Annotated in this window: 16 protein-coding genes; 6 read left to right on the top strand and 10 right to left on the bottom strand. The window is 36.5% G+C overall.

The genetic code is table 11. The annotated features are described in order from the left end of the window. Positions 1-215: 215 nt before the first annotated feature. The 3 genes from ACJ004_RS05220 to ACJ004_RS05210 form a co-directional block, all read right to left on the bottom strand. Complete coding sequence (locus ACJ004_RS05220) at positions 216-662, bottom strand: NUDIX hydrolase (protein ID WP_410891564.1); 447 nt, start codon at positions 660-662, stop codon at positions 216-218. A 124-nt stretch (positions 663-786) separates the two neighbouring features. Then, entirely contained in the window at positions 787-1,290 is a 504-nt protein-coding gene (locus ACJ004_RS05215) for a GNAT family N-acetyltransferase (protein ID WP_410891562.1), read from the bottom strand. A 26-nt stretch (positions 1,291-1,316) separates the two neighbouring features. Next, on the bottom strand, positions 1,317-1,661 hold the full coding sequence (locus ACJ004_RS05210) for an avidin-fold protein (RefSeq protein ID WP_410891560.1): 345 nt from the start codon (positions 1,659-1,661) through the stop codon (positions 1,317-1,319). A gap of 149 nt (positions 1,662-1,810) precedes the next feature. Between ACJ004_RS05210 and ACJ004_RS05205 the strand changes: the two genes are divergently transcribed. Continuing rightward, positions 1,811-2,488 carry a DUF421 domain-containing protein gene (locus tag ACJ004_RS05205; protein WP_410891558.1) on the top strand — a complete coding sequence of 226 codons (678 nt, stop codon included), beginning with the start codon at positions 1,811-1,813 and terminating at the stop codon, positions 2,486-2,488. Positions 2,489-2,496: 8 nt separating this feature from the next. On the opposite strand, the gene ACJ004_RS05200 is transcribed toward ACJ004_RS05205, so the two are convergent. Together ACJ004_RS05200 and ACJ004_RS05195 are read right to left on the bottom strand one after the other, a co-directional pair. Next, entirely contained in the window at positions 2,497-2,790 is a 294-nt protein-coding gene (locus tag ACJ004_RS05200; protein ID WP_410891556.1) for an antibiotic biosynthesis monooxygenase family protein, read from the bottom strand. A 97-nt stretch (positions 2,791-2,887) separates the two neighbouring features. Then, positions 2,888-4,465, bottom strand: coding sequence for a cation:proton antiporter (locus ACJ004_RS05195; protein ID WP_410891554.1), 1,578 nt, complete (start codon positions 4,463-4,465; stop codon positions 2,888-2,890). Positions 4,466-4,732: 267 nt separating this feature from the next. Between ACJ004_RS05195 and ACJ004_RS05190 the strand changes: the two genes are divergently transcribed. Next, positions 4,733-5,050, top strand: a complete 318-nt coding sequence (locus ACJ004_RS05190) for a hypothetical protein (protein WP_410891552.1) — start codon at positions 4,733-4,735, stop codon at positions 5,048-5,050. Positions 5,051-5,150: 100 nt separating this feature from the next. Here ACJ004_RS05190 and ACJ004_RS05185 read toward each other — a convergent pair whose 3' ends face one another. The 3 genes from ACJ004_RS05185 to fabG all read right to left on the bottom strand — a co-directional run bounded on the left by ACJ004_RS05185 (position 5,151) and on the right by fabG (position 7,813). Continuing rightward, the gene (locus tag ACJ004_RS05185; protein WP_410891550.1) at positions 5,151-5,369 is read right to left on the bottom strand and encodes a hypothetical protein; all 219 of its coding nucleotides are present in this window, start codon (positions 5,367-5,369) and stop codon (positions 5,151-5,153) included. 136 nt (positions 5,370-5,505) lie between these two features. Next, positions 5,506-6,696 (bottom strand): acetyl-CoA C-acetyltransferase, encoded by a 1,191-nt coding sequence (locus tag ACJ004_RS05180; RefSeq protein ID WP_410891548.1) that lies wholly within the window; start codon positions 6,694-6,696, stop codon positions 5,506-5,508. A 382-nt stretch (positions 6,697-7,078) separates the two neighbouring features. Next, complete coding sequence (gene fabG / locus ACJ004_RS05175; protein ID WP_410891546.1) at positions 7,079-7,813, bottom strand: 3-oxoacyl-[acyl-carrier-protein] reductase; 735 nt, start codon at positions 7,811-7,813, stop codon at positions 7,079-7,081. Between the two features lie 318 nt (positions 7,814-8,131). On the opposite strand from fabG, the gene ACJ004_RS05170 reads away from it, so the two are divergent. The 3 genes from ACJ004_RS05170 (at position 8,132) to phaC (ending at position 10,508) form a co-directional block, all read left to right on the top strand. Beyond that, on the top strand, positions 8,132-8,536 hold the full coding sequence (locus ACJ004_RS05170; RefSeq protein WP_410891544.1) for a polyhydroxyalkanoic acid synthase subunit PhaR: 405 nt from the start codon (positions 8,132-8,134) through the stop codon (positions 8,534-8,536). A gap of 74 nt (positions 8,537-8,610) precedes the next feature. Next, the gene (locus ACJ004_RS05165; RefSeq protein WP_410891542.1) at positions 8,611-9,354 is read left to right on the top strand and encodes a 3-oxoacyl-ACP reductase; all 744 of its coding nucleotides are present in this window, start codon (positions 8,611-8,613) and stop codon (positions 9,352-9,354) included. Between the two features lie 68 nt (positions 9,355-9,422). After that, on the top strand, positions 9,423-10,508 hold the full coding sequence (phaC, locus tag ACJ004_RS05160) for a class III poly(R)-hydroxyalkanoic acid synthase subunit PhaC (RefSeq protein WP_410892125.1): 1,086 nt from the start codon (positions 9,423-9,425) through the stop codon (positions 10,506-10,508). Positions 10,509-10,988: 480 nt separating this feature from the next. Here phaC and ACJ004_RS05155 read toward each other — a convergent pair whose 3' ends face one another. After that, positions 10,989-12,278: an ATP-binding protein gene (locus ACJ004_RS05155; protein ID WP_410891540.1), complete on the bottom strand. Its 1,290-nt coding sequence runs from the start codon at positions 12,276-12,278 to the stop codon at positions 10,989-10,991. A 16-nt stretch (positions 12,279-12,294) separates the two neighbouring features. Then, a complete protein-coding gene (locus ACJ004_RS05150; protein WP_410891538.1) occupies positions 12,295-12,843 on the bottom strand; it encodes a GNAT family N-acetyltransferase in 549 nt (182 codons plus the stop codon). A gap of 228 nt (positions 12,844-13,071) precedes the next feature. Here ACJ004_RS05150 and ACJ004_RS05145 point away from each other — a divergent pair, with 228 nt between their 5' ends. Next, positions 13,072-14,514, top strand: a complete 1,443-nt coding sequence (locus ACJ004_RS05145) for a flavin monoamine oxidase family protein (RefSeq protein ID WP_410891536.1) — start codon at positions 13,072-13,074, stop codon at positions 14,512-14,514. The last annotated feature ends 68 nt before the right edge of the window (positions 14,515-14,582 follow it).

The following is a 14,582-nucleotide window of genomic DNA, read 5'->3' as shown; positions in this document are numbered from 1 at the left end:
TCGATCCAATCTTTTATCATCATTATAATGGAGCTGTCATCAATAAAACACGCAAAAATCAGGTGGAATTCCGCAATTTATTGCGAGGGAGTTTTGTTGAGGTGGAAATCGTTAATCTGAGGAAATACGGGAAAAACTTTGATTGCAGGATGAAGGACAAATCTTATGCTTGCCTAGTTAGTTTTGTCCTTCATATCCTTTATGAATAAACACTATTAATTTAAATGTTTTTCAATAATTATCTTTGCTCTTTCATCTAGTGGGGAAGGTAATTCATTGAGGGAGAAATATTTCAAATCCAAACTTTCACCATCATTCATTGCTAATTCTCCAGTTATTCCTTCTGCAATATAGACACATATAACGTTATATACTTCATCGCCATTGGGATATTTATAATATAGGTCTTTTCCTGACAGAAGATCAACAAACTTAAAACCCTTTGCTTTCAAGCCAGTTTCTTCAAAAAGTTCACGTGCAGCAGTTTGCTCTAAACTTTCACCAATTTCCATTGCTCCGCCTGGTAACCCCCATTCTTTTGTATCAGAACGATGTTGAAATAAAATTTCATTTTTATCATTTATAACTAAAATAGTGGACCCTACCAGAATTAAAGGTCTGGTACCAATAAGCTCTCTTATTTCCTTTATATACTCAGCCATAATATCCCCCCTGTTATTAATCTGTAATTATAATTCTCTTAATATATTTCTTATAAGATCAATAAATGCTATTAAAAGCCACAGCAGTGGCCATCTGTTAAAATAAAATTTTTACTTAAAAACCCTAATCCATTCCAACTACGCTACTTCTTCTTTCTAACAAGATCGTATCACGCCACACACCATCTAATTGTCCAATACGCTCACGTCTTCCCACTTCCCGAAACCCATACTTACTATGTAATTTGAGACTGGATACATTTTCAGGAAAAATTCCTGATTGTAATGTCCAGAATCCATTCTGTTCACTTTTTTCGATTAAAGTTTTTAATAGTAAACTACCGATTCCCTTACCCTTACTTCCTTGCCTCACATATATACTAACCTCAGCTACGCCAGCATAAACACAGCGGCTTGAGACAGGACTTAATGCGGCCCATCCTAGAATTTTGCCATTTAAACGTGCAACAAACCGACATTCTAAGATATGACCACTATCCCAAGTTTCCCACGTTGGAGGTTCTTTTTGAAATGTTGCATTTCCAGTAGAGATTCCTTCTTGGTAGATTTCGAGAACTTGATCCCAATCTTCTTTTAGCATATTATCCAATAGAATTGAATTTTCCATAAAACCACCTGCTTTAGCTATATTGATTACAATTTAACTTCTTCAATAACGGATTCTCCCTTGCTATGGTCAGAATCTGTCCATTTCCACTTTTCATGTAATCTAATTCTTCCATCTGATAGAGTCTCTGGAGTAGAGGAACATTGACCGCCTCTTATTTCATTTTTTGAGTTAACATGGTTATATCTAAACTGTAAACTGCCATTCTCCTCAACAATTCCAATAAGCGTTCCTTTTACAATGTCTCCACCACTATATGTTGCTGAAAGTATGTTTCCTTCTTGTTGGTATTCAAAAAATGTTTCTAAAGAAACCTCTCCATTTGTTGTATTTTCGACAGAAACAAATTTCCGTCCATTGTAATTAATCAACAATTTTCTCCCCTTTGAAATTTATTTTTTAATAAAGATTAGATCTGTAATTCCATTGGATACACTATTACCTATTAGAATAAAGAGCTTGGTGGATGCACATACTAGCACGAAAAGTACTTTCGTTATTTTTAAAGGGAGAACAAACGATGCATGGATCTATGGATATCATTATTCGAACCTTAACTTCATTTATTTTATTATGGGTATTTGTCCTCGTGCTCGGAAAGCAAACGATTGCCCAGAAGACGTATCATCTCTATATCGCTTCCATTACGATGGGGACAATTGCAGGAAATCTAGCATTTAATATCAAAATAAAATTTATGTATTTTATTATTGCTATTATTATAATGGGTACTGTGGTTTTCGTTTTAAATCTAGTGGCAGTAAAAAATCCACGCTTCCGAAAATGGATTGCTGGAGAACCAGCTACTTTAATTCAAAATGGACAAATTCTTGTAGAATCCATGGAACGGATGCGATATTCAATGGATTCCCTGAAACAGGCCTTACGGGGCAAAGATATCTTCAATATTGAAGAAGTCGATTGTGCCATTTTAGAGATTGATGGCTCTCTCTCAGTCTTAAAAAAAGCACAATTCCTAACAACCACAAAAGAGGATTTACAGCAATTATCCTCTCCTGAATCATCACCGGTAGAGTTGATCTATGATGGAAAAATCGTAACCGAAAACATGTCACATCCCCGATACGGCGAAAAGTGGTTAATCAAAGAACTTAATAAAAGAAACCTTGCTATAACTGATGTTTCGTATGCTGTTGTAGGGACAAAAGGAAATTTGTATATTGATATAAAAAATTAATGTCCTTATCAAAGTCGGATGTTTTCAAAATGTTCTACAGTTGGAAATGGGTCGTAAAAATGATGTAATTGTTTTTTCCATTCTTGATACTCGGTTGATTGCCTAAATCCAACTGTATGGTCTTCTAATGTTTCCCACCTTACAAGTAATAAATATTTCCCTTTCACCTCTATACAACGCTGCAATTCGTGAGAAATGTACCCTTTCATAGATGCAATGATTTCTGAGGCCTGACGAAATGCGTCCTCATATTCCTCTTCCATGCCTGGCCTTACTTTAAGCATAACTGCTTCCAATATCATGTCATTCCCCTCTTTCTTAAAAGTACATTTTACACATGTTCTTATATAAAATCACTTAAGTTGTCTCGATTTTAAAAATATTCACATTTTTTAATTATTAATGTAAATCTTCTAATTTTACTAACTTGTCAGTGATTTGGGAATGTTCCTGCTCAGCCACTTCATTAGAGATAATATCTTCTTTAATCAATTTTTCAATGGCTTCGTATTGCGCGTATAATGCATGCTTTTGTAAGATCGTTTGTTGTTTTTCTTTTAGACTTGGATACTTCTCAAAAAGTTTCTCCAATTTGCTTTGTAATAATGATAATTCTTGTTCGTAATGGGTTATTACTTCTTTTGCTGCTGTTTCGGTAATGAACAAATTTTTTCTAACTGTGTGTATTTCATTTATGGCTGTTTCAAATCGGTGTCCCCGTGCGATAAGTTCTTCATATTCCTTATACCCTACTTCTTTTTTATTAAGCCCTAAGGCGGATAATAACGGTTTTATCGTAAGTCCTTGGAAAACTAATGAGAATAATACCACACTAAAGGCAATGATTAAGATGTCCTCCCGTCCTGAATAATCATGAGGAAGGCTTAAAACAAGAGCAATCGATAGGGATCCCTTTAAACCTCCCCAGTTGATCACGTGCTTCCAAGAAGTTGGGAAATTTTTAGTAAACATTAAGCTTGCATAAACAGCAATGCTTCTAGCAATAAGTACAATCAAAATAGCAAGAAAAACTAACCCCCATTTGTCTGCTAAGTTAATCTTGGTTATTTCTAATCCAACCATTAAAAATACGACTGAATTAGCTAGCAATGCCGTAACTTCCCAAAAATTATTAATATTTAACTTCGTCGTTGGGCTCATGCCAATTTTTGCTCCATAATTTCCAAACATCAGGGCAGCAACAACAACGGCAATTACGCCTGAGGCATGCATAGATTCAGCAAGTAAGAATGCCCCGTAAAATAGAATAATACTAAAGATGATTTCCAATGGGTAATCGTCAAAATAACTGGTTAATTTAGAGAAGCCATAACCGAGTGCACCGCCAATGATGAGTCCAAGTGAGATCACTTTAATAAATTCCCATAATCCATAGCCTGCACCTACTATGCCAAGATCAAGATATGTAAGTAAATAAAAGGCGGAAATTTTAAACAGGACGACAGCCAGTCCATCATTAAATAAACTTTCTCCTTCAATTACAGTTGCTAGTCTTTTGTTTACCCCCACGCTTTTAAAAATAGATATCACGCTTACTGGGTCAGTGGCACTCATCAATGCAGCAAAAACAAAGGCTTTTGGAATGGAAAAATCTAAAAGCCATAACGCTGAAAAACCGGTAATGAGAAAGGATAATAGCGTACCTCCAAAAGCTAAAGCTAAAATCGGCCCTTTATTCTCTTTTAAATGGGAAAAGGGCAGCTTTAATGCCGCTTCTCCTAATAAGGCTGGCAAGAACAGCGTAATAATGACAAAATTAAAAACTTCTCCTTCTGTAATAAAATCCTTTACTGCCACTAAGGCCGGAATGTTGATAAGGCCAATAATAGCTCCAACAATTACTAATGCAATGGGATAAGGTTGCTTTACTTTTTTTGCGATAGCAGTAATACCCGCTGCAATCATAATTAATGTAAGTCCAAGTTCGAAAATATGGTGGAAATCTAATTCATGCACGTTTTAAACCTCCTTATAAATTCATCATATCCATTTAGCGGAGAACGTATCATTAATTTACTGTTTAAAATAAAAAGGACCATGCGTAAAAATAATTTTCTTTTTATAAAAGCGTGGTTATGTATTTTTCATCACATCTTTACTTTCCTAGCGGATGTACAATCAAGAGGAATCCATTTTTGTAAAGGGGTTGAAGCCGGGGGCTAGAAGTTTAACAGTGTTGTAATTATACATATGAATCTTTAAAAAACTTAGGAGGATATTCAATTGTTGAAATTATTGGTTTTCGCTTTAATTGCTATTACTTTAGTCTTATTAAGTGTCTTTGCTGATGGCCTGATTAAGTTATATAAGGAGGAAAAGGAAGCTGAAAAAAATGTGGTCCTTGATGGAATGGAAGGATATTTGGCTCAAACGTTTGGAATTGGCCCAGTAAAAATATTCAAATCCATTCTTGATGCAGATGGCAATATAAGATATTTGATTTATTTGCCACAGTATGAGTGGTTTAAATCCCCCAAATACAAATGGTATGAAGTGTATGCCACCAAAAACGGCTTTCAACATCATGAAATTGAAGGATAATTTCAATGACTTAACAATGAACACCCCGTAGAGACTTCCCTGGGGTGTTCATTTTTTTTAGGCTATCCACCATTTCGTGGTGATTGAATAAATAGCAAGTTTATTCAGTAACAATGGATTGGGATTGGGCTTGGGCTGACTTTTGAACTTGAGTTACAGCTGTTAAAGCATTCGAAATTTCATTTGATGCTTGTTTAATGGCTTCCTCTGCAAGTGTTGGGTCGGAATTGGCTTTTTCAATTGCTTTTGTTAATAATTCTTCCGTAAGTGCTACATTTGCTTTTGCTTGGCTTAGTTGGTTTACATCAATTTGAGGCATGATTATCTCTCCTTTTGTTTTGTAATACCTCTATATCATCACCCTGCTTTTTGTTTTTATTAAAGGTAAAAAATACCTCTCGTAACCCCCAAAAAAATGGCTGGGAGTTTGCCTCCCAGCCATTTTTTACGACGTCTTATTTAACATTTTCGATGATCGTTGCTACACCTTGTCCTCCACCGACACATAAGGTGGCTAAACCATAACGATTTTCTCTTTTCTTCATTTCGTGAATTAAAGTCACTAAAATTCTTGCTCCACTTGCACCGATTGGATGACCAAGTGCAATGGCACCACCATTAACATTTAGCTTTTCTTTACTAAAGTGAAGCTCGCGATCCACTGCAATAGATTGGGCAGCAAATGCCTCATTTGCCTCAATTAGGCCGATGTCATCGATGGATAAAGACGCAGTTTTTAGAGCTTTTTTTACAGCTGGAACTGGCCCGATTCCCATAATACTCGGATCCACACCTGCGGTAGCATTCGCTTTTATTGTAACAAGAGGGGTAACTCCTAATTCTTCGGCCTTTTTACGGCTCATAACAACAAACGCTGCAGCCCCATCGTTAATTCCTGAAGCATTTGCCGCCGTAACTGTTCCATCTTTTTTAAAGGCAGGACGAAGTTTTCCTAATCCTTCTGCTGTCGTTCCAAACCGCGGGAATTCATCTTGGCTGAATATTGTCACTTGTCCTTTACGGCCAGGGATCTCTACAGGGACAATTTCATCAGCAAAGCGATTGGCTTCAATCGCAGCTTGTGCCTTCTGCTGACTCCACGCTGCAAATTCATCTTGTTCGGCACGTGAAATTTCATATTTCTCGGCAAGATTTTCTGCCGTAATTCCCATATGGTAGTCATTTTCCGCACAAACTAATCCATCCTGAAGCATACTGTCTAAAATTTTCTGATCGCCCATCTTAAAACCGTTCCGTCCGCCTTTTAGTAGGTATGGAGCTTGACTCATATTCTCCATTCCACCAGCAACCACTACTTCTGCTTCACCAGCAAGAATAGCTTGGGTAGCTAAATGAACAGCTTTTAAGCCTGAACCACAGAGCATATTTATTGTCATAGCTGTGGCTTCTTGAGGAATACCAACAGCAAGGGCACTTTGTCTGGCTGGATTTTGGCCTAAGCCTGCTTGTAAAACGTTCCCCATAATAACTTGTTCTACATCATTGGGACTAATTCCAGCTCTTTGAATAGCTTCTTTTATGACCATGGATCCTAACTGGGTGGCTGAAACGTTTTCTAAACCTCCTAGAAAACTTCCAATTGGCGTTCTTACAGCACTAACAATTACTATTTCATTTACTGTCATCCTAATCTCCTCCAAAGTAATTTATGTATTCGAATAATAATTCCACACAAATATTACTACATTAGCCGTGCTTTTAGTGACAAACTATTCGACAAATTCAGAGTTATAATTTGATTTCTTTATTGCTTCATTGTGCAAAAACACATTTAAACTCTTTCAGTAAAATGTTCAAAAATCAACTTACAGCAATGGAAGCGCATTAAAATATAAAATAAAAACTCAAAATTAACTGGAAAAATGTACGTGTTGAACTATATAAGAAAATGACAGATTTTGTAGAAATATTTTTTGGATCATTATTTTTCAATATTATTAATTTATATAATAAAAAAACAAAAAGAGAGAAAATGTTAATTTCCTCCCTTCCCGTTTGCTATTTTGTTTAAATCACTAAGCCGCCATCTACACTTAAGATCGTCCCGTTTATATAACTAGCCTTATCTGAAGCCAAAAATAAGTACGCAGCGGCAATATCTTCTGGCTTTCCAAGCTTTTTAAGCGGGGTCTTTTCCTTCATAATTTGCAGTACTTTGTCTGGTACCGCTGCCGTCATGCCAGTTTCTATAAAACCTGGTGCGACTGCATTGACCCTGATCCCTTTTGGACCAAATTCTTTCGCCCAGCTTTTGGTCAACCCGATAACCCCGGCTTTTGTCGCAGCATAGTTCGTTTGGCCAATATTTCCATATAAACCCACAACTGAAGATGCATTAAGAATGACACCCGACCCCTGTTTTAACATAATGGGAGCTACGGCCTTTGTGCATTTAAAAACACCAGAGAGGTTTACTGATATGACCTTTTCCCAATCGGATTCCTCCATTTTAGTAAGAAAGCCATCAAGGGTAATTCCAGCATTGTTAATTAAGATATCAATTCGGCTATGTTTTTCTATCGTGGAACGAACCATCGCTTCGATCTGGGCACTGTCTGTTACATCTACTTTAAAAAACTCTACCTTTTCACTATTGAATTCTTCTAATGCACTTTTACCAGCTGACTCATCATAATCACAAATTACGACACTTGCTCCCTCTTGAAGAAATTGTTTAGCGGTTTCTTTGCCAATCCCTTGTGCTCCACCTGTAATTAAAACGACTTTTTTATTATACTGCAATAATATCACCTCTTATTTTTTTCCAATTTGACAGTTAGCTTCAAGATCAACCCTTGGCAAATGCATAGAAAAATTCGCGACAAACCATGTGATGGATGCAAGGCTTTGACAACAGCAATAAACCCTTTTTACCCATATTTATGACGGATTATCCCTATTTATCACTCTTGGTAATTGGTTTGGGAATTTAATCCAAGTGAGAAATTTGTCAAAAAATGAAGAATTGTTTTTGGATAATTTTCAATATTTCACCTTTAAAAAATTCTATGAAGTAGGTATGATGATTACGTCAACAAAAGTATTTTAGGAGGAAAAAAAATGAGCCAAGACTTTAATTTTTCTGAAATGTGGAAGGATTTATATTCACAATCAAGTAAATTATTCGATGAAAAAATCAGCAAGGATTTCCCTTCTCAAGGCATGGGACAGGTTTTGGAAATGAATCTTCAATTTAAAAAAATGCTCGATGAATCAACATTACGTTATTTAGAATTTATGAATGTTCCATCTCGAAAAGACCTTGCAGACATTTCCTCGTTGATTGTTAATGTAGATGCAAAAGTAGATGATTTAGAAGAAAGCTTGGAAGAAAAATTGGTTAATCAGGGAGATCAGGAGTCATTTAAGACAGAATTGTCGAATTTAAAAAAGGAAATGAAGAGTTTGGATAATAAATTGAATCAAATCCTGGCTTTGTTAAAAACACCAGATAAAACCAAATAGAAACGCATTACATAATGCATGTAAAACCAAGTAATTTAGTCAACCAACAACTACAATAGATGAGGTGCGTAAAAATGACAGAATTAAGAGACAAAGTAGCAATTGTAACAGGCGGCAGCAGAGGAATTGGTGCATCGATTGCATTAGAACTGGCTAAAAATGGCGCGAAAGTTGTTATTAACTATAATATCCGCAAAGAACTAGCTGATAAAATCGTCGCAGAAATAAATGAATTTGGCGGAGATGCATACGCAGTTCAAGCTGATGTTTCAGAAAGTAATGAAGCAGCATACCTTGTTCAAGAAACGATCAACCATTATGGCAAATTAGATATCCTGGTTAATAATGCAGGAATTACAAGAGACAGCACGTTTAAAAAATTGAACGAAGAAGATTGGAGAAAAGTAATCGATGTTAATTTAAACAGTGTTTACAACAATACATCTGCAGCTTTACCTTATCTTCTTGAATCAGATGCAGGCCGCATTATCAATATTTCGTCAATCATTGGCCAAGCCGGTGGATTTGGACAAACTAACTATGCTGCAGCCAAAGCTGGGTTAATTGGATACACTAAATCTCTCGCACTTGAACTTGCTAAAAGTAAAGTAACAGTTAATGCGATTTGCCCAGGATTTATTGGAACCGAGATGGTCCAAGCCATTCCTGAAAAAGTTCTTGCAGGAATCGTTGAAAAAGTACCGCAAAAACGTTTAGGCAAACCAGAAGAAATAGCTCGTGGTGTGGTTTTCTTATGTAAAGATGGAGACTATATTACTGGTCAGCAATTAAATATTAACGGCGGACTTTACATGTAAGTGTCATGAAGGTACGAATTTTTTTATATATTAAATGAGTAAATAAATTGAGTAAGGAGTGAACAGTCATTAACGTTCTTATGAAAGAATGGAATGAGGTGCTCGAATTTGCACCTCAAAAGTATCAAGAGACGTATCAACGAGTAATTAGGGCAAGTCAAGTGTTAACGACCGATGCTGAACCTGAGGTAGCACCTACACCGAAAGAAGTTGTTTGGACTAGAAATAAAGCAAAACTCTACCGGTATATTTCCGATCAACCAAATAAACATAAAATCCCACTTCTATTAGTGTATGCTCTAATTAATAAACCCTATATTTTGGATTTAACCAAGGGTGGCAGTTTAATAGAATTTTTAGTTGAGCGCGGATTTGATGTTTATCTCCTAGATTGGGGTACACCAGGTTACGAAGATAGACATATGAAACTAGATGATTACATTATGGACTATATCCCACGTGCTGTTCGTAAGGTAATGAGAAGATCGAAAGTTGAGGAAGTATCGATCCTTGGATATTGCATGGGTGGAACGATCACGTCTGCATTTGCGGCTCTACACCCTGAATTGCCAATCCGCAACCTTATCTTTATGACTAGTCCGTTTGATTTTGAAAATAGTGGCGCATATGGTGCGATGCTAGATGAGCGATATTTTGATATTGATAAAGTGGTAGAAACCCTTGGTGTGATTCCTCCAGAAATGATAGACTTTGGAAACAAAATGATCAATCCAATGGGGACCAACTTTGGACCATTTATTAGTCTCTATGAGCGTGCTGATAATGAAAATTTCATCAAGAGCTTCAAACTACTACGAAAATGGTTAAACGATGGAATCTTATTTCCAGGTGAAGCCTACCGTCAGTGGATTAGAGACTTCTATCAAAAGAACAAACTGATTAAAGGTGAACTGGTTATTCGTGGTCAAAAGGTTAAACTTGAAAATATCAAGGCGAATGTCCTGAACTTAGCTGGGGTAAACGACCTTATTGCCCCACCGCATCAAGTCGAGGCTTTGATGAATGCGATTTCAAGTGAAGACAAACAATTTAAAGTATTACCAGTTGGGCATACTTCGATTACGTTTGGCAGCCAAGCGACAAAAATTACCTATCCAACCATTGGAAACTGGTTAGAAGAAAGATCCAACTAATCTAATAAATATTTTAAAATAGATGAGTGTCCTTTGGGCACTCATCTTATTTTCCTAATAACACATTCTTTCAGATTAAACAAGTCATAGTTAGTGGTAAAGTTAATTATATGTAATTTTCAGAGAATTGGCAAGAGTTAAAAATAAATATTTTATATATAAAAAAGGAAAAAAACAGGTGGAACTGACAGCTGTTGACCTACATAAACAAAAGAACCACAGCCTCGAGAGCTGTGGTCTAAATATAGTACTAATTGTATAGAAATCATTTCCTATTAATTGTTCTTTCTATGATTTTTAGGATAGGAAGCATGAACTGCCATCCTACTCAAGTTAATGTGTAAAATGCGACGCTTCTCGCTTTCACTCATTGAGTTCGGGACTTATCGTAGAACGTGTTCATCCTCCTCCCCTATCAACAAAAAAAATACCACAGTATCAAATACTGTGGTAAAACATGTTTTAATTTTTTCCAATGAATTAATCGTCACCAAACCCAGAAAATCCGATGGATGCTGAGGAAAGGGCTTGGTCCCATTCTTGTTTTTGTTGTTTGTGTTGCAAGGATTTTAGGTCCGCGCATAGTCGTACCACATCCACTTTTTGTTCGTAATGCCATTCAAGGGCAATCGATGTATACAATTCATTGAGCTGAGCATAGGAGAAATCCTTTGTCGAGTCAACGACTTGTTGAATCTCCTCCTCTGATAAAATCAGAGTAATATTCTTGTGGACTAGGTACTGATAACGAAGCTCCTTCGTCGGTACGTGAATTTCATAGGCGCGGTCAAACCGGCCAGAGCGGTTCATAAGGGCGGGATCAATTTTTTCAGGATAATTCGTCGTCCCAATAATGAAAATTCCTTCCTTAGAGGTGGCTCCGTCTAAAATGTTTAAGAATACAGATCGAACACTCGCGGGCATTGAATCGATATCTTCAATCACAAGGACCAATGGTGTTAATTTTAATACAGACGTAAATACCTCTTTAATCGTATAACTCGAGGTAAATTCAGTGATCTGCCAATAAGCAACGGGTGCATTAATGCTGCTGGCGATCGATTTAACGAGGGTGGTCTTCCCATTACCTGGCTTTCCATAAAGAAGAATCCCCCGTTTGTAAGGAATGTCATACGTTTTGAAAAACTGACCGCTTTCCGAGAAGAATTCGTCAATCGAGCGGTAAATTTCCCGCTTCAATGAATCCTCTAAAAATACATCTTCTCTGCTAACCAAAGTAGTAATACTATCAATCTCAGTTTCTACACCGTCTTCAGTATCTGTAAAAACAGTTACATAGTTTTTAATATAGTCTCTTTTTCTTTTGAGAACATACTTCAAATAGGAAACCATACAAGCATCATTTTTTGCAAAAATAAAATCCCGATTCATTTCGCCGTCACTCTGGAAAATGACCACTCTTGCAAGGGCAACCTGATAATTAGGATAATAAAAAAGACCATTGGTGATGCGTGGTTTCACAATCAGCTCCATCGCTTTTTCGGTATGGTTGGATGAGATCGTCTTTGTCTCGCCTTCTTTATACACGTGACAAATCAGTTGTGCTTCTGGCGATTCCTCTTTCAAGTCTTCCTCAAGTATGTCCCAAATCTCATTTGAGGTATCTTCATCTGAATACATGTGAAAGTCGTGGCCCACTTCATTCACAAGTTTTTCTTGAAGTGTAGAAACGATTTTGCCATAGTCATAATAATACGGCAATGCCTCGCGTTCGATTGTTTTTGTATCAAACAGTACGTTATTTTTCATTAATTTCTCCTTATTATTAGTAATTATTAAACCTTCCCATCAAAATGGTATGATAGTAATTCCCATCAGATAGTCTTTTGTCTTTTTTTAGAATCCCTTCCACTTCAAAGCCAAGTTTTTCATAAAGCTTGATTGCTTTATGGTTTGTTTCGAGAACAGCCAAAGATATTTTCTTTAACCCATTTGAGTCTGCCCATCGAATAGATTCTATTAAGAGGTTTTTCCCGATCCCATATCCCCAAAATTCTTTTAAAATACAGACTCCAAATTCTACTTTATGAGCAAATCTTTTCAATTTGAATCCTTCACATCTCGAAAACCCTACAATTCTATTATCCACTTCAACAACCAAAAATAGGTTATGAATATTTTCTGTGTCATTCTTAATAATCTGTTTAAAACCTGATTCATCTATGAAGGCTTCGCCTTTTTCTCTATCTAAATTTTCTGTTTCACCATCTATTTGCATTCTTAATTCAGACAAGTCCTTCGCATCTTTCTCCATAGCAGACCTTATCACATAGCGTAAATGATGAACATCAAATTCTTTCTGCTCCACTCTCATGAATTGTCCTCCTTATTTATTATAGAGGTCCTTTCTCTACTATGTTATAGCACATACGTTCAGTAAAAGAAATATACTAATAGGTAATTTTTCTTATGGATAAATCAACAAATTTTCCCAACAAAAAGAGCAGTGTCTAAACGGGAAAATAGCACATAAGCAGCCATTTAACTGTATATAATTCATTAAGCCATTTTTTGGGGAAAGTAAGGGAGGTTGCCTCATCACATGAATTCTCCATTAACAGAACAAGAAATGCTCGCCATCATTAAAAATGGTCTTAAGAAGACACAAGTTCCTAAACATTTGATTATTGTTGGTGCCGGAATGGCTGGACTCGTCGCGGCGTCTTTACTAAAGGAAAGCAGTCATCAAGTCACCATTCTGGAAGCGAATAATAGAATTGGAGGACGTGTTTTCACGATGAGGGCTCCCTTTAGTAGTAACTTATATTTTAATGCTGGAGCAATGCGTATTCCCGAACAACATAAGATAACCTTTGAATATATTAAAAAATTTAAGTTACCTACAAATAAATTTATTAATCGAACTCCAAATGACATCCTCTACGCAAATGGCATTAAAACACGACTGAGTGTATTTGAAAGTAACCCAAGCATTTTAAAATATCCTGTTGCAGAAAATGAAAGAGGGAAATCGTCTGAAAAACTATTGCTTTCTGTGGTACAGCCAATTATCGATTTTATTAATCAAGATCCAGAAAAGAATTTGCCTCTAATTGAAAAACAATATAGGAATGTATCCTTTAATTCATTCTTAAACACTTATTTTTCAATCGGTGCCATTGATATGATTGGTGTACTTCTCGATTTGGAAGCATTTATGGGGATGGCCTTTGTTGAAGTTATCCGAGAACTTATCATTTTAACAACAACCAAGACTTTCTATGAAATTACAGGTGGCATGGACCGTTTGCCTCTTGCCTTTCTCCCGCAATTATACAAGAATATTTTGTTCAACCAAAAGATGATGAAGATTTCTCAAAACAAAAATAGTGTAACTATTCATTGTATGAACCAACAAACTGGCGAGAATTTCATGATAACGGGTGATCTTGCGATCGTTGCCATCCCTTTTTCGACCTTACGATTTGTGAAAGTTGAACCCTACGAGTCTTTCTCCTATTATAAAAGAACCGCGATTCGTGAACTCAATTATATGGCCTCATTAAAGATCGCCATCGAGTTTAAAAGTAGATTTTGGGAAAAAGCAGGGCAACTTGGAGGTAAATCCATTACGGAACTGCCGATCCGTTTTACATATTATCCAAGCTATGGCATTGGTACAAATGGACCTGCCGTAATAATCGCGAGTTACACCTGGGCTGATGAGGCCTTAACATTAGAGAGCCTAACTCAAAGAGAATTGATCCAATATGCTCTCATGAACTTGGCAGAAATTTTCGGGCATCAGGTTTATTCAGAATTCGTGACAGGAGCTTCTTTTAGCTGGAGTAAGAATCCGTATTCTTGTGGAGCTTTTACATCCTTAGAACCTGGTCAGGATAGAGAATTATATCCTTACGTTTCTAAACCTGAGGGGAGAGTACATTTTGCCGGTGAACATACTGGACTTACGCATGGTTGGATCCAAGGAGCAATTGAATCAGGAATCCGTGTGGCAGATGAAGTGAATGACCTGCCTAAATAATCTTAGTAAAAAAAGGCTGTGATGACAGGAACGGGTTTCGTTTCTTATCGTGATACCAGAAAATATAA

It is taken from the genome of Neobacillus sp. 204 (assembly GCF_046562815.1).
GTDB lineage: Bacteria > Bacillota > Bacilli > Bacillales > Cytobacillaceae > Neobacillus.
This window is presented reverse-complemented; position numbering and strand designations above follow the sequence as displayed.